The organism is Neisseria sp. CCUG12390, from assembly GCF_047837985.1.
In the GTDB taxonomy this organism is placed as follows: domain Bacteria; phylum Pseudomonadota; class Gammaproteobacteria; order Burkholderiales; family Neisseriaceae; genus Neisseria.
This window is the reverse complement of the sequence record NZ_CP181244.1, coordinates 2,360,075-2,375,852: the sequence shown is the minus strand read 5'-3', so window position 1 is coordinate 2,375,852 and position 15,778 is coordinate 2,360,075. Positions and strand designations below refer to the sequence as shown.

Annotated in this window: 14 protein-coding genes; 2 read left to right on the top strand and 12 right to left on the bottom strand. The window is 55.0% G+C overall.

Features of this window, described 5'->3' with window-relative positions; all coding sequences use genetic code 11:
* Positions 1 to 45 precede the first annotated feature (45 nt).
* The 3 genes from mnmG to rpmE form a co-directional block, all read right to left on the bottom strand.
* Positions 46 to 1,941, bottom strand: coding sequence for a tRNA uridine-5-carboxymethylaminomethyl(34) synthesis enzyme MnmG (gene mnmG, locus ACM67E_RS10985; protein ID WP_416191477.1), 1,896 nt, complete (start codon positions 1,939 to 1,941; stop codon positions 46 to 48).
* Between the two features lie 179 nt (positions 1,942 to 2,120).
* On the bottom strand, positions 2,121 to 3,785 hold the full coding sequence (locus ACM67E_RS10980; RefSeq protein ID WP_416191476.1) for a glycosyltransferase family 39 protein: 1,665 nt from the start codon (positions 3,783 to 3,785) through the stop codon (positions 2,121 to 2,123).
* 217 nt (positions 3,786 to 4,002) lie between these two features.
* Positions 4,003 to 4,218 carry a 50S ribosomal protein L31 gene (gene rpmE / locus ACM67E_RS10975; protein ID WP_416191475.1) on the bottom strand — a complete coding sequence of 72 codons (216 nt, stop codon included), beginning with the start codon at positions 4,216 to 4,218 and terminating at the stop codon, positions 4,003 to 4,005.
* A 223-nt stretch (positions 4,219 to 4,441) separates the two neighbouring features.
* On the opposite strand from rpmE, the gene ACM67E_RS10970 reads away from it, so the two are divergent.
* Positions 4,442 to 4,954 carry an acyltransferase gene (locus tag ACM67E_RS10970; RefSeq protein WP_416191474.1) on the top strand — a complete coding sequence of 171 codons (513 nt, stop codon included), beginning with the start codon at positions 4,442 to 4,444 and terminating at the stop codon, positions 4,952 to 4,954.
* A gap of 63 nt (positions 4,955 to 5,017) precedes the next feature.
* Here the strand turns inward: ACM67E_RS10970 and ACM67E_RS10965 are convergent, their stop codons facing one another.
* From ACM67E_RS10965 to obgE, 9 genes are all read right to left on the bottom strand, one after another.
* Positions 5,018 to 5,545: a superoxide dismutase family protein gene (locus tag ACM67E_RS10965; RefSeq protein ID WP_416191473.1), complete on the bottom strand. Its 528-nt coding sequence runs from the start codon at positions 5,543 to 5,545 to the stop codon at positions 5,018 to 5,020.
* Between the two features lie 143 nt (positions 5,546 to 5,688).
* The gene (locus ACM67E_RS10960) at positions 5,689 to 6,183 is read right to left on the bottom strand and encodes a GlcG/HbpS family heme-binding protein (protein ID WP_416191472.1); all 495 of its coding nucleotides are present in this window, start codon (positions 6,181 to 6,183) and stop codon (positions 5,689 to 5,691) included.
* A 156-nt stretch (positions 6,184 to 6,339) separates the two neighbouring features.
* Positions 6,340 to 7,488: an AbrB family transcriptional regulator gene (locus tag ACM67E_RS10955; protein WP_416191471.1), complete on the bottom strand. Its 1,149-nt coding sequence runs from the start codon at positions 7,486 to 7,488 to the stop codon at positions 6,340 to 6,342.
* A 124-nt stretch (positions 7,489 to 7,612) separates the two neighbouring features.
* Positions 7,613 to 9,109: a tripartite tricarboxylate transporter permease gene (locus tag ACM67E_RS10950; RefSeq protein WP_416191470.1), complete on the bottom strand. Its 1,497-nt coding sequence runs from the start codon at positions 9,107 to 9,109 to the stop codon at positions 7,613 to 7,615.
* A 9-nt stretch (positions 9,110 to 9,118) separates the two neighbouring features.
* The gene (locus ACM67E_RS10945) at positions 9,119 to 9,556 is read right to left on the bottom strand and encodes a tripartite tricarboxylate transporter TctB family protein (RefSeq protein WP_416191469.1); all 438 of its coding nucleotides are present in this window, start codon (positions 9,554 to 9,556) and stop codon (positions 9,119 to 9,121) included.
* Between the two features lie 191 nt (positions 9,557 to 9,747).
* A complete protein-coding gene (locus tag ACM67E_RS10940; protein ID WP_416191468.1) occupies positions 9,748 to 10,749 on the bottom strand; it encodes a Bug family tripartite tricarboxylate transporter substrate binding protein in 1,002 nt (333 codons plus the stop codon).
* Positions 10,750 to 11,204: 455 nt separating this feature from the next.
* Complete coding sequence (gene cysS / locus ACM67E_RS10935; protein ID WP_416191467.1) at positions 11,205 to 12,611, bottom strand: cysteine--tRNA ligase; 1,407 nt, start codon at positions 12,609 to 12,611, stop codon at positions 11,205 to 11,207.
* A gap of 32 nt (positions 12,612 to 12,643) precedes the next feature.
* Positions 12,644 to 13,381, bottom strand: coding sequence for a hypothetical protein (locus tag ACM67E_RS10930; protein WP_416191466.1), 738 nt, complete (start codon positions 13,379 to 13,381; stop codon positions 12,644 to 12,646).
* 119 nt (positions 13,382 to 13,500) lie between these two features.
* The gene (obgE, locus tag ACM67E_RS10925) at positions 13,501 to 14,655 is read right to left on the bottom strand and encodes a GTPase ObgE (protein WP_416191465.1); all 1,155 of its coding nucleotides are present in this window, start codon (positions 14,653 to 14,655) and stop codon (positions 13,501 to 13,503) included.
* 271 nt (positions 14,656 to 14,926) lie between these two features.
* On the opposite strand from obgE, the gene sodA reads away from it, so the two are divergent.
* Positions 14,927 to 15,547: a superoxide dismutase [Mn] gene (sodA, locus tag ACM67E_RS10920; protein ID WP_416191464.1), complete on the top strand. Its 621-nt coding sequence runs from the start codon at positions 14,927 to 14,929 to the stop codon at positions 15,545 to 15,547.
* Positions 15,548 to 15,778 lie beyond the last annotated feature (231 nt).

Below are 15,778 nucleotides of genomic sequence, written 5' to 3'. Positions count from 1 at the left end.
AAAGCAAATACTTGTTTTCAGACGGCCTTTATCCGAGGTAAAGCTTTATTTCGCGTCTTTAAACCCACGCTTCAAATGCACCATCAAGAGTGCGACGGCCGCAGGCGTTACGCCCGAAATGCGCGAGGCTTGGCCGACGGTTTCGGGGCGGTGTAAGTTGAGTTTCTGCTGCACTTCGGCGGACAAGCCCTTTACTTTGGCGTAGTCGATTTCATACGGCAGTTTCAGGGTTTCGATGTCGCGGCGTTCGGAGATTTCTTCGTTTTGGCGGTCGATGTAGCCCTGGTATTTCACTTGGATTTCCACCTGCTCGACCACGTTTTCAGACAGGCTTTCGGACGGCATCGCGCCTTCCAGCGTCATCAGCGCGGCGTAGTCGAGGTTGGGGCGGCGCAGCAGGTCGTGCAGGTTGGCTTCGCGGGCGAGTTTTTGGCCGAACACGCGGATTTGCTCGCTTTCGGGCAGTTTTTGCGGCGTGTACCAAGTGGTTTTCAGGCGTTGGATTTCGCGTTCGATGGCTTCGCGTTTTTCGTTGAACGCGCGCCATTGGGCTTCGCCGACCAGGCCGATTTTGTGGCCGTCTTCGGTCAGGCGCATGTCGGCGTTGTCTTCGCGCAGTTGCAGGCGGTATTCGGCGCGGCTGGTGAACATGCGGTAGGGTTCGTTCACGCCTTTGGTAATCAAATCGTCCACCAACACGCCGAGATAAGCCTGTTCGCGGCGCAGCAGCAGCGGTTCTTGCTCACGCACGAACTGCACGGCGTTCGCGCCCGCCAGCAGGCCTTGTGCGGCGGCTTCTTCGTAGCCCGTCGTGCCGTTGATTTGGCCGGCGAAAAACAGGCCGGAAATGGTTTTGGTTTCCAGGCTGGCTTTGAGGTTGCGCGGGTCGAAATAGTCGTATTCGATGGCGTAGCCGGGGCGCAAAATGTGTGCGTTTTCAAGGCCTTTCATGCTGCGCACGAGGGCGAGCTGGATGTCGAACGGCAGGCTGGTGGAGATGCCGTTGGGGTAGTATTCGTGCGTCGTCAGGCCTTCGGGTTCGAGGAAAATCTGGTGGCTTTCCTTGTCGGCGAAGCGGTTGATTTTGTCTTCGATAGACGGGCAATAGCGCGGCCCCACACCTTCGATTTTGCCGGTGAACATCGGGCTGCGGTCAAAGCCGCTGCGGATAATTTCGTGTGTTTTCAAGTTGGTATGCGTAATCCAGCACGACACTTGGCGCGGGTGCATCTCGGCGCTGCCGCGCACGGAAAACACGGGCACGGGCATATCGCCGGGCTGTTCGGTAAGCTGCGAAAAATCGATGGTGCGGCCGTCGATGCGTGGCGGCGTACCCGTTTTCAGACGGCTTTGCGGCAGCTTCAATTCTTTCAGACGGCCCGACAAGCCTTGCGCGGCAGGGTCGCCCGCGCGTCCGCCCGCGTAGTTTTCCAAACCGATGTGGATTTTACCCGCCAGAAACGTGCCAGCCGTCAGCACCACGGCGCGGGCTTTGAATGCCACGCCCATCGCGGTTTTCACGCCGGATACGCGTTCGCCGTCCAGTGTGATGTCTTCCACCGCCTGCTGGAACAATTCCAGATTTTCCTGATTTTCCAGCATTTCGCGGATGGCGGCTTTGTACAAAATGCGGTCGGCCTGCGCGCGCGTGGCACGAACCGCCGCGCCTTTGCTGGCGTTCAGACGGCGGAACTGGATGCCAGATTTGTCGGTGGCCAAGGCCATTGCGCCGCCGAGCGCATCGACTTCGCGCACGAGGTGGCCTTTGCCGATGCCGCCGATGGACGGGTTGCACGACATTTGGCCGAGGGTTTCGATGTTGTGGGTGAGCAGCAGCGTCTGCGCGCCCATACGCGCGGCGGCCAGCGCGGCTTCGGTACCGGCGTGGCCGCCGCCGACGACGATCACGTCGTAGGTTTTGGGGTAAATCATGTTGGACATAGTGGGATTGCTCTGGTGTTCAGACGGCCTTAGGGATTTAAAGGTGTGTGTCCGGGTTGCTTTTTTTATGGAGAGGCCGTCGGAAAAAGTAATGAATTCAAAAATAAACGTGTGATTGTACGCTGTTTTGAAGTCGGATTAAAGGCCGTCTGAATGTTTTGTTTTCAGACGGCCTGTTCCTAATTTGTTGCAGCATCGCGGCGCAATAAGGCAAAGCCTTCTACTTTATTGCGCGGACGCGCGCCCTGCCAGAGTTTCGTCCAGCCTTGCGGTGCGGCGGTATCTTTCGGCTGCTGCACCAAGCGGTAGCGGCAGCTTGCGTCGTCGGGTTTCAGACGCCAGTCGCTGTATTGCGCCCAAGCAATGCGGCTGCGGAAATCTTGTGCGGCGACGCTGATGCATTCGTGGCCGTCTGAAAATTGGTGGCGCAATTCGGGATAAAGTGCGGTCTCCATCTGCTTGACGACGGGCGCATAGCTTTTGGCGGCATCCAGCCAAGGCAGCCACAGGGTCATCAGCAAGGCCCAGGTCAGGGTAACGCCGGCCGCCCAATTGGTTACGGCCTGGCGGCCGCGGATGTGTTTGCGCGTAATCGCCCACAGCCACAGCGGTGTGAACAAAACGGCCACCACCATCGGGAAAGGGTCGATTTCGGGGATGTAATACGGGCTGAAATAGGCGGCGCGTTCGGCCAGTTTCGCCGGCCAGCCGTAATTCATGGCGGCGAATCCCACCCACATAAAGGCCGCCAGCAGACCGAATGCCATAATGCCGAACCAGTTGATAAACGCCGCCGCGCCGCGCCGCAGGCCGTCGAGTTGCGCCGCGCCGAGCAGGGCCAGCGGCGGCATCAGCCAAACCAGGTTGTCTTGGAAACGTTGCGGATTGAAAGCCAAAAGTACGGTTGCCAGAATCAGCCACGCCAAACACAGGCCGCTCCAGCCTTGCGCGTTCATTTTGGTGCGGCTGAACGTCCATGCCGCCAGCGGCCATGCGGGAAGCGCGAACCACAGCAGGTTTTTCAGATAATAAGGAAGGTTAAAGACCGTCTGAAAATGCGCCAAACCGCCGTAAGTGCCGAACAGATACGAATCGCGCCACACGGTAAAAGCTTCGGGTTGCAGACCGCGCAAAAGCAGGGGATACACCACCATCAGCGGCAGCGCGACGGCAAACGCGCCGAACAGGGTCAGGTAATAGCGTTTGAACTGCCATTGCGGGTGAAGGGTTAAGGCAAAGGCCATCGCCATCAAAACCAAAGGCAGCAGAAATCCGGCACTCAGCGACAGCAAGGCCCAGCCGCCGCCCAGCAGCAGCGCGGCGGTAATCACGCGTTTGTGCGCCAGCGAAAAACCGCACAGCACCATGCCCAGCGCGGCAAACACGGCGGACATGTCGCTGATGAAGTGCGCCATCGGCAGCAGGCCGATGCTGCCGATTAAAATCAACACCACGCTGCGGCCGTGATGACGGCCTAAGAAATTGAATCCGGCAAACCCGCACAGCAGCAAACCGACGGCGGTGAAAAATACGCTGGCAAAGCGTGTGGCCGCATAAGCATCGGCTGCCCACGGCGAGAACAGGGTTTGGAACGCACCCGCCGCCCACAGATAAACCGGTGAGATGTGGAAATTGTGCCGCTCGAAAACCTGAGCGACCAGCGGCGAAGCCGTGCCGTCGAGCAGGGCTTCGGCCGCGGTGAACAGGCCTGATTCGTCAGGGTTCCACAAGTCGTGCGAAAACACGCCCGGCCACAGCCAAGCGAATACCAGCAGCAGCAAAAGCCAGGGTTTTTCACGGGTTTTGGCGGGTTTGCGGTCGTCCGGCGGGGTATAGGTCAGCATGTTGCGGCGTTTCAAAAATCAAATAGATGCGCTAGTGTAACAAATTAGGGCGGAATCGGGGAATGGCCGGGATAAACGGCGGAGCCGTTCCGACCGGCAGCATGGGTTTCAACGGTATGTTCAGACGGCCTTGAACGTTTGAGGCCGTCTGAAAATGCATTCGGACACAGCCAAAACAAAAAAGACTGCCGGAGCAGTCTTTTTCCAAATCGGGCAATCAGCGTTTGAACAGGTTGCCGAATTTGTTGTTGAATTTGTCCACGCGGCCGGTGGTGTCGACGATTTTTTGCTGGCCGGTATAGAACGGGTGGCACAAAGAGCAAACCTCGATGTTGAAGTTTTCTTTTTCCATAGCGGATTTGGTCACGAATTTGTTGCCGCAAGAGCAGGTAACGTTTACTTCGTGGTAGTTCGGGTGAATACCTTGTTTCATGTTGTTTCCTTTCGATTAAGCGGGCACAGGGGTTGTACCTATGCTTCAAGACAAGGGCGTGATTATTGCCATTTTTTGCTGTTTCGTCAAGCAGATATTGCGGTGTTGGGGCGTTTTGCAACAGGGCGGCGCGAATATTATCGGACGGCGGGCGAAACTTGTTGCATATGATGTGTCTAACAGGATTGATAACGGTATCTTTGATTTTCTGTGAGGAAATGCAATGAAGGCAAAGTTGTTTTTAGTATTGTTGAGGGTGGTCGGCAGATGGCTGCCTGCTTCGTTCAGCCGCCCCTTCGGCAAATCGGCCAAAAAAATCCGCGCAGTGTTGGCACGCCGGGTTTCACCGCATTTGGGCAAAGGGGTGAACATCGAAAAGGGGGCGTATGTATTGAAAGACACGGTGGTCGGCGATTATTCGGGCATCGGCGTGGACTGCGAAATCTGCTATGGCCTGACCATCGGCAGAAATGTGATGATGGGGCCGGAATGCCTGTTTTATTCCAACAGCCATAAGTTTGACAAAGAAACCAGACAGTTTTCCGGCTATACCGACACTAATCCGATTGTGATTGAAGACGATGTGTGGATTGGCCGCCGTGCGATTATCATGGGTGGTGTAACCATCGGAAAAGGCTCGATTATCGGTGCGGGCGCGGTGGTGACCAAAAGTGTGCCGCCGTATTCTTTGGCGGCGGGGAATCCTGCGGTGGTGAAGAAAAACCTGCTTGATTGATAGGAAATATGAAAGGCCGTCTGAAAATGCTTTTTCAGACGGCCTTTTGCTGCGCAGCCGAACTTATTTGGCAATGACGCCGCAGTATTTGCGCGCGCCGCCGCCGCCGAGCGCGGCAGGATGGTCGCTGTAATTGTCACCGCCGGCGTGAATCATCAGCGAGCGGCCTTTGAGCGAACTGATTTTCTTGATGCGCGGTGCGACAACGGGTTGGATATGGCCGTTGGCATCTACCGCTAGGGCAGGCAAATCGCCCAAATGTCCGCTGTCGTTCCAAGGGCCTTTGTGCGCGCCGGTTTTCTTAGGATCCCAGTGGCCGCCTGCGGCCAAGCCCTCAACCAGTTTGCCGTCTTTCTCTTTAGCCGCGCAGCTTGGGTTTTCATGCACGTGGAAACCGTAAATGCCTTGCGCCAAGCCTTCGATTTTCGGCGTGAATACCGCGCCGTATTTACTTTGGCTGATGCGGATTTCGCCGGCCGCTTTGTCGCCGTTTTTCGCGTCCAGCAGCGATACGGGAACCACAATGTCGGCAGGTGCGGCATAAGCAGCGGCGGCCATGCCCAATAATACGGCGGTCAGTAATGTCTTCATCGGTTTCTCCTTAAAATTAATCAATAAGTATATCGGGTTTAATATACTTTTTTGATTATAACCGATTATGCAGACGATAAAGCAGGCCGTCTGAAATTTTTTCAGACGGCCTGCTTGTGTCTATTGCTTACTTATGTCCAGTATTATCGACGCGGTAATGCCGCGGCTCCTGCTTTGGCAACGCTTTCGTCTTCGTCTACCGAACCGCCGCTGACGCCGACGCTGCCGACAATCACGCCGGATGAGTCCACCAGTAACACGCCGCCGGCAAAAATGGCCAAACCGTTATTGGTCACTTCAATGCCGTATAAGGGTTTTCCCGGTTGGGCGGCATTGCCCAAATCGCGCGTGCTCATATTGAAATAGCGGGCGGTACGCGCTTTTTTGGAAGCAATATCGATGCTGCCGATGAAGGCATCTTCCATCCGCGCAAAAGCTTTCAGATTTCCCCCGGCATCCACCACGGCGATATTCATCGGTACTTTGATTTGTTCGGCCTTCTTCACTGCCGCCCGAATCACGGCTTGCGCCTGATTCAGGGTCAAATCGCCGGGCAGGGTTTTGATTAAATCCGCAGCGAAAGCAGTATTGGCCATGAGTAGGGAACACAGTAAAACCAAGGCTTTAGGGTAATGCATGGCACTTCTCCTTATGGTTGGGAAAATACTGGCTGCCTTCATTCTACGCCTTTTAAAGGAAGATTGAAGCTCATGTCCGGTTTTATTGCCGCCGGTTAAATAAATGGCAAAAATCGAAGATTTCAGACGGCCTGATGATTGATTTTGGCAGCGGATTCACAGTTTCCCGACGCCGAACCGCCGTTCCAGCACGCCATACAGCCAGCCGGCCAAGCCGACCACCACCAGCATACGCAACACATGAAACGCGGTAACGAGCGGCACGCCCAGTTGCAGCACTTTGGCGGTGATGGTCATTTCCGCCACGCCGCCGGGGGCGAGTCCCAAGCCCAGCGTCGGCAGCGGAATATCCGACCATGCGGCCAGCAGTTGGGAAACGGCGGCGGTCAGCAGCAGGCTGATGCAGACGATAACCGCGGTGACCGACAATAAGCGCGGTGCGGCGCGGAAAAAATCGGGGCGGAATTTGGTGCCGAGCGACCAGCCGATTAAGAGCTGGCCGACCCATGACAATTCTTTCGGAATGGCGGACAAATGCACGCCGCTCACGGTCAGCAATACTGCCGCCGCCAAAGGGCCGAATGTCCAGGGATTCGCCCAGCCGCGTTTTTGAAACAGCCAGCCCGTGCCGGCGCAGCAGGCAACCAGCAGCAGCAAGCCGCCGTAATGCACGCCGCCTTTGTCGATGACGGCGGTGTCCAAACCGTGATAATCCATAAAGCGGTAGAAAAACGGCACGATGGTGACAATCATCAAGACGCGCAGGGAATGGGCGGCCACGACTTTGTCCACGCGCGCGCCGTGCTGTTCGGCCAGATTGGCCATTTCGCTCGCACCGCCGACCGCCGCCGCAAACCAGGCGGTTTTGAAATCGACGCCGGCAAACCGGTAGAGCAGCAGCGTGCCGCAAAGGCTCAATACCAAGGCAAACAGCATGCCCGCACCCAGCCAAAGCGCGTTCGCACCGATCATGCCGGCCATTTGCGGTGTGAAATACAGCCCCAACGACATGCCGATGATGCACAGGCCGATTTTTCTGCCGAATGGCACGGCGCGGATGTTTACGCCGCCGACCGACAATGCGGCGCAAGCCAGCAGGGAGCCGAGCAGCCACGGAATCGGCAGATTGAGCAGGTTGGCCAGGAGTGCGCCGGTGAGCGCGGCGGCAAAGCCGGGAAGGTAGGGAATGATGCGGTTCATGGTCGGATGAATAATCGTTGTTGTGCGTGAGGCCGTCTGAAATCTTTCAGACGGCCTGATGCCTTCGTAAAACTCAATTTGAACCAAGAAAACTATGCTCGTCATTCCCGCCTGCGCGGGAATGACGGTTTAAATATTTCTAAACATTTACCAGTTTTGCAAAGTTCTCGGCTTATGTGATTGAACAAATAAAACAGCCGCGCTGAATTCAGGCGGCTGTCGTGATGCGTTACGCAGTCTGTTTGCGGCGGCGCAGCCAGCGGTAAACCGGCAGCAACACCATCAGCAAAGCCAGTGCCCACAAGACTTTGGTAATCGGGCCTTGGAACAGGATGCCCAAATCGCCTTGCGAAATCGACAGCGCGCGGCGCAGGCTGGATTCCATCAGTTCGCCCAAGACATAGCCCAAAATCAGGGCGGACAACGGGAAATTGAGTTTGCGCAGGAAATAGCCCAACACGCCCAAACCGACCATCAGCACCAAGTCGAACGTGGTGCTGTGAATCGCGTACACGCCGACAAAGCTTACGGTGGCGATGGCCGGAATCAGGATGTAGTTGGGGATGTTCAACAGCTTGGCGAAGAAGCCGACCAACGGAATGTTGAGCAGCAGCAAAATCACGTTGCCGATAAACAGCGACGCAATCAGACCCCACACAATATCGGGTTGCTCGCTGAAAAGCTGCGGGCCGGGGGTGATGTTGTACAGGGTCAGCGCGCCCATCATGACGGCGGTGGTGCCTGAGCCGGGTACGCCCAAAGTCAGCATCGGAATGAACGAACCGCAGGCGGAAGCGTTGTTGGCCGCTTCGGGCGCGGCGATGCCGCGCAGGTCGCCTTCGCCGAATTTGCCCGATGCACCGGCGATTTTCTTTTCGTTGGTGTAAGTCATCGCGCTGGCAATCGTCGCGCCCGCGCCCGGCAATACGCCGACCACAAAGCCGACCAAGCCGCTGCGTACCATCGTGCCGAAGGCAAACAGGAATTCTTTAAGGTTGAACAGGGCGCGTTTGCCTTGTTCCAACGCTTTTTGGCCGCGTTCGGTGTGTTCCAGCATAATCAGGATTTCGCTGACGCTGAAAAAGCCGATGACGATGGTGGTGAACTGGATGCCGTCTGAAAGATTCACCGAATCAAACGTGAAACGGTACACGCCGGTAACGGCGTCCACGCCTACGGTCGCCAAGCCCAAGCCGATTAAGGCGGCAACGGCGGTTTTCAGCGGTTGGTCGCCGACCAGGCCGCTCAAGCAGGTGATGGCGAATACCATCAAGACGAAATATTCGGCGGGGCCGAACGCAATCGCCCAATTTGCCAACAGCGGCGCAAACAAGACCACACCGACGGTGGCGATAGTGCTGCCGGTAAACGAGCTGACGGCGGAGAGCGATAAGGCGATGCCGGCCTTACCCTGTTTGGCCAAGGGGTAGCCGTCGAGCGTGGACATAATCGCCGCCGCATCGCCCGGCACGTTAATCAAAATTGCCGAAATCCGGCCGCCGTATTCGCAACCCAAATACACCGCCGCCAGCAAAATCAAGGCCGACTCGGGCGGCAGGCCGAGTGCATAGGCGAAGGGCAGCAAAATCGCCACGCCGTTAATCGGCCCCAAGCCCGGCAGCATGCCGACAATCGTACCCAAAAACGCGCCGAACAAAGCCAGCATCAGGTTTTGCGGCTCCAAGGCCACGGCAAAACCGCTCATCAAAAAGTTTAAAGTTTCCATGTCCCGTCCTTAACCGAAAAAGCCGACCGGCAGCGGAACATCCAGCAAACGGTCAAAAAGCAGGTAAAAGCCCGCGCCCAAGGCAATGCCTGAAAGCGCGCAAGCCTTGAAGCTGCCGCCAAACAGCGTGCCGACTACAAACGCCATCAGCGCGGTGGCCAACGGAAAGCCGAGCAGCTCGAACAGAACGGCATACAAAAACAGCGCGACCAAACAAACAGCAAGTTTTTTCAGGATGGGTGCGGTATAGCCCAAGTCGATGGCTTCGCTTTTGGGGCGGACGGCCAAGTACAGGCACGACACGGCCAGCAGCGACAAAATCAGCACCGGATAAGGGCGCGGCCCCAGCGGGTCGTAGGTAATCGGCGCGGTGTAGCCCCACGCCAGATACAGCAGGAAAACGGCTGCGATAAACAGCAAACCGGAAAAACAGCGTTCGAGATTCATATCGTCTCCATGAAGCGCATTTTATTGTCCAACCCGGCCATACGTTTCAGACGGCCTGACGGTGGTCGGCAATCCGTCCGCCCGGTTGGAAATAAACGATGATTAATCAAAGAATTCATTTTTTGCGTCAATCATCTGATGATTTTCAGACGGCCTGTCAAAGCAACAGGCCGTCTGAAAACAAGACAAGATTATTTGGTGTTCAAATCGAATTCTTTGGACAATACACGCATTTCTTCGGTGGTTTTCACCACGTATTGCTGCAGTTCTTCGCCGGTCATGGTAAACGGCAGCAGGTCACGACCCGCGCGGATGTCGGCGAATTTCGGATCTTTCATCATCGCGTCAAAGTGGTTTTTCCACCAGTTGAACGACTCGTCGGAAACTTTCGGCCCCATGTAGTAGCCGCGGATGACCGGCCATTCCACGTCGAAACCTTGCTCTTTCGCAGTCGGAATGTCTTTCAGCTTGCCTTCCAAACGGTTGGGTGAGAACACCGCCAACACGCGGATTTTGCCCGATTCGATGTGCGGCCCCATCTCGGCGATGCCCGCGCTCACCACGCTGATGTGGTTGCCCAAAACCGCCGTTACCGCTTCACCGCCGCCTTCCAAGGCAACGTAAGTCATGTCTTTCGGATTCACGCCGGCGGCTTTGGCCACCATCGCGGTTTGCAGCCAGTCTTGGCCGCCCACGCTGCCGCCTGCGCCGAAGCTGATGGATTTAGGATCTTTTTTCAGTGCATCGGCCAAGTCTTGCAGGTTTTTCAGAGGCGAGGCGGCATTCACGGCCACCATGCCGTAGTCGGTGCCGACGGCAGCAAGCCAACGCACGTCTTTTTCCGTGTATTGGCCGAACTTGCCTTGCGCCAAGTTCAGCAGCGAACCGGTCGAGAATGCCACAATCGCATCGCCGTTGGCCGGATCGTTGGCCACGATTTTATTGTAGGCCACCGCACCCACACCGCCCGGCATATAGGTCACGCGCATCGGTTTGGTCAATTGGTTGGTGTCTTTCAAACCGGTTTGCGCCAGTTTGCAGGTCAGGTCGAAACCGCCGCCCGGCTTGGCCGGCGCGATACATTCAGGTTTTTTCGGTTCGCCCGCTTCGGCGGTTTCTTTGTTGCAGCCGCTTAAAGCGAAGGTAGCCAAAACGGCCATGCTGATTGCGGCAGTGGTTGATTTGCGGAACATGTAGTTTCTCCTTAATTGAGGCGTGAAGCTCTGCATTTTTGCGGAAAAAAGCGGCTTCTTTGTTGACAATCTTTGCGAAATTAAAATAACCATTAAGTTTTGTCAAGAAAAGATTGGAAAATTTAAACCGTTAAAACCGATATTATTCAAGCATCAGCCATGAGAATTTTTATGAAAATTTGGTTTGCATCACTGCTTTTCCAATGTTTTTCAAACTTTGTTAAAGTATTAAATTTTTCAGACGGCCTGAGACCTTGAGAAAATTCGGAAAGATTCTAAAATCTCTAATCTGTCATTAGCTGCGCAAGTCCGCTGCTCGGAAATGACGGGATAGATTTTCAGGTTGAATCCGAGTTTGCAAAAGTTTCAGGCCGCCTGAAACCATCATTTTGAAGAAAAAGACGGTTTCAGACGGCCTGATGATGGGGGCGAGAGTCAGATGCAACGCTGCCGAATCAGCCGCGCCGCCAAGTGGTTACGCCGGCTTTGTCTTCCAGAATCACGCCGGCGGCCGCCAACTCGTCGCGGATGCGGTCGGATTCCGCCCAGTTTTTATCGGCACGCGCCTGTTTGCGCGCTTCGATCAGGGCTTCGATTTCTTCGTTTGAAAGGCCGTCTGAAACATTGCCGCCCTGTAGAAATTCTTGCGGTTCGCGTTGCAGCAGGCCGATGATGCCGCCCAAGTGTTTCAGACAGGCGGCCAAATCTGCGTTTTGGGTTTTGTTGACTTCGTTCGCCAGCTCGAACAGCACGGCCACGGCCTGAACGGTGTCGAAATCGTCGTCCATCGCGGCGTTGAAGCGGCGGACGTAATCGTTGTCCCAATCCGCTTTTTCAGACGGCACGGTGTTTTTCAGCGCGGTGTACAGGCGCGTGAGTGCGCCTTTGGCATCGTCGAGATGCGCGTCGGAATAATTGAGCGGGCTGCGGTAGTGCGCGCGCAGGATGAAGAAGCGCACGATTTCAGCATCGTATTGTTTCAGCACTTCGCGGATGGTGAAGAAATTGCCCAGCGATTTCGACATTTTTTCGCCATCCACGCGGATGAAACCGTTGTGCAGCCAGTATTTCACATGACTGGCAACCGGTTTGCCGGCATGGTCGTGGCCGCACACGCCGCCGTGTGCGCCGACGCTTTGCGCGATTTCGTTTTCATGGTGCGGAAACTGTAAATCCGCGCCGCCGCCGTGGATGTCGAACACGTCGCCGAACAGCTCTTCGCCCATCGCCGAGCATTCGATGTGCCAACCCGGACGGCCTTTGCCCCACGGGCTTTCCCAAAAATCGGCTTCGTTGGGTTTGGCCGCTTTCCACAGCACAAAATCCAGCGGATCGCGTTTGAAACCGTCCACTTCCACCCGTTCGCCCGCGCGCAGATCGTCGAGCGACTTGCCGGAAAGCTGGCCGTATTCGGGAAACTCGCGCACGGCGTAGTAAACGTCGCCGTTGTCCGCCGCATACGCCTTGCCGTTGGCAATCAGCCGCTCAATCATGGCGATCATCTGGACGACATGTTCGGTAGCCTTCGGTTCGGCATCGGGACGCAGCACGCCCAAAGCCGCCGCATCTTCGTGCATGGCCTGAATGAAACGCGCGGTCAGCTCGCCGATGGTCTCGCCGTTTTCGGCGGCACGCGCGATGATTTTGTCGTCGATGTCGGTGATGTTGCGCACATAAGTGAGCGGATAGCCGCTCTGCCGCAGCCAGCGGGCAATCATGTCGAACACCACCATCACGCGCGCATGGCCGAGATGGCAGTAGTCGTAAACCGTCATGCCGCAAACGTACATGCGCACGTTTTCTGGGTTGATGGGGGCGAAGGGTTCTTTTTGGCGGGTCAGGGTGTTGTAGATGGTTAGCATATTAGTTACTAAAGTGTGCAGTATTGTTGAATTTAAGAATCAGCTTTCTTCAATGGTTGTAAGCGACTTTTTAGGAATTGGAGAGAAAAATCTCGAATGATTACTGGAATATTGGTATCAGTATAGAAGAGTTCTTGTCTTAGTTTCGCAATTAGTTCTTCCTTGTACTCTGTTTTAATTTTAATCATATCAAATACTAAAACTAAAATAATTTTTACATTTGTCTGTTTATCTCGTAAAAGTGTCGATCTGATGAGATGGAGTTGGCCAATGATAGGGGTTATAGGAATCGGACGTAAAATATATTTTACTTCTATTATGTAAAGTATTTGATTGATAGAAAAAGCGCCATCAACTATTACATTGCTGTTTCTTATACGAGTGTTTTCTTTGTTTATAGTTGCATTGTATTCTTTTGCGATTGCATCTAGTGCTAGTGACTCCACTTCTTCATAGTGAGATCTAAAATTTTCTGCTGAATTATTATTGGTGTCTGCCAATCTAGAGGCTGGTATCTCTTTTGTTACTTCTTCTATTTCATTGTCTAATTTGGCTGCTTTTTCTTCTTGAGATGGAACTCCTAATTCTAGCCAAGGGGTTTTTACAGAACTACCGTCAGCTAATCTTTTTTGAATTTCATCTAATAAATCTTTAAGACGCTTTCTGAAGAGCAGTAAGAGACCTATACATAACAACACCCATAAAAATGTCTGAAATAATGGAACAAAAGGTGCTAGAGCAGCAAGAATTTCTATCCAAGATTTTTCCATAAAAATTATCACCGTCCGGTTTAACTTGTCGGAAATTGGTGGGTTTACACCCATCCTACGTGTTTCTTTATTTTTTCAGACGGCCTTTATTCTCAAAAGGCCGTCTGAAAACTTTTTCATCACTCCGCCTGAAACACGCTCGTATCCGTCTTAGGCTGGTTCTCTGCGATTTCCACCGCCGCCGCTGTTTTTTCCGCTTCCGCTGCTTCGGCTTCCAAGCGTTTTTTCTCGCTCAGGTACATGCCGATTTGACGCACCAAATCCTGTGTGCCGTCGTGGGTTAGCGCGCTGATTTTGAACAGGCGCGGGGTGGTCATGTCGAACTCGAAGCGGTCGTCGGGGGCGGGGTGGTTCCAGCCGATTTGGTCGAGGAACTCGGCGGTGCGGCGTTCGGCTTCTTCGCTGTCGAGCATGTCGAATTTGTTGAGCACGAGCCAGCGGGGTTTGCCGTAGAGTTCTTCGTCGTATTTGCGCAGTTCGTTGATGATGGCGAGGGCTTCTTCGGCGGGGTTGACGCTTTCGTCGAACGGTGCCAAATCGACGACGTGCAGCAACAGGCCGGTGCGGGAGAGGTGTTTCAGGAAGCGGTGTCCCAAGCCTGCGCCTTCGGCCGCGCCTTCAATCAGGCCGGGGATGTCGGCCATGACGAAGCTGTGGTTTTCGTCGAGGCGCACCACGCCCAAGTTCGGGTGCAGGGTGGTGAACGGGTAGTCGGCAACTTTGGGGCGGGCGGCGGAGACGGCGCGGATAAGGGTGGATTTGCCGGCGTTGGGCATCCCGAGCAGGCCGACGTCGGCCAAGACTTTCAGTTCCAGTTGCAGCGAGCGGGCTTCGCCTTCTTCGCCGGGGGTGGACTGTTTGGGCGCGCGGTTGACCGACGATTTGAAATGGATGTTGCCCAAACCGCCTTTGCCGCCGCGGGCGAGGCAGACGCGCTGGCCGTGGTGGGTGAGGTCGGCGACGATTTCGTCGGTGTCGGTGTCGCGGATGAGCGTGCCGACGGGCATGTGCAGGGTAATGTCGTCCGCGCCTGCGCCGTAGCGGTCGGAGCCGTGGCCTTTTTCGCCGTTTTTGGCTTGGTAGCGTTTGACGAAGCGGTATTCGACCAGGGTGTTGACGTTTTCGTCGGCTTCGGCCCAAACGCTGCCGCCGCGTCCGCCGTCGCCGCCGTCGGGACCGCCGCGCGGTACGAATTTTTCGCGGCGGAAACTGGTTGCGCCGTTGCCGCCGCGTCCTGCGGCGACTTCGATTTTTGCTTCGTCGATGAATTTCATGCTGTTTGCTCTGTATCAAAATGGGTTTTTCAGACGGCCTGGAGAATTAAGATGCGGCAACTGCTGCCTGAGCCGTAAAGGTTTATTTTTTAGAGGCTTAATGGCAGGCCGTCTGAACGAATAATATTGGGGGACATTATAAAGGATAAGTCTGATTTTTGTATGCCTAATCTTTGGCGGTGCGGCGGTTTGGCTTGCATAATCCGCAAATAGAACTTAATATCGGCATTGTTATCCGCAACCGCACAAGACAGAAGAGAAAGGAACCCAAATGGCTTATACTTTACCCGAACTCGGCTATGCCTACGATGCACTCGAGCCGCATTTCGACGAAATGACGATGAACATTCACCACACCAAGCACCATCAGGCTTATGTGAACAACGCCAACGCCGCGCTGGAATCGCTGCCCGAGTTTGCCGAACTGAGCGCGGAAGAGCTGGTGGGCCGTCTGAAAGAGCTGCCGGCCGACAAACAAACCGTGTTGCGCAACAACGCCGGCGGCCATGCCAACCACTCTTTCTTTTGGAAAAACCTGAAAACCGGTACCACCCTGCAAGGCCGTCTGAAAGAAGCCATCGAACGCGATTTCGGTTCGGTGGAAGCGTTCCAAGCCGAATTTGAAAAAGCCGCCGCATCGCGCTTCGGTTCGGGCTGGGCATGGCTGGTGTTGGACGAAGGCCGTCTGAAAGTGGTGTCCACCGCCAATCAGGACACGCCGCTGATGGGTGTGGAAATCGCGGGCTGCAAAGGCTACCCGCTGATCGGTTTGGACGTGTGGGAACATGCCTACTACCTGAAATTCCAAAACCGCCGTCCGGACTACATCAAAGCGTTCTGGAACGTGGTGAACTGGGACGAAGCGGCCAAGCGTTTTGAAGAAAAGGCTTAACCGCTGATTCCATAAAAAGGCCGTCTGAAACTTGCGGGTTTCAGACGGCCTTTGATTTTTAAGAAATCCGGCATGGATTCAGTACATTTCTTTGTGATGCGCTGCTGATGGGTGGTGTTCCGATTCGGGGTGTTACAAAAATTCCGGCGCAACGGCGGATGCGGATTGATTCAAAAGGCCGTCTGAAACTTTTGGTTTTCAGACGGCCTGAGAATCCCAGCTTCTGTCATC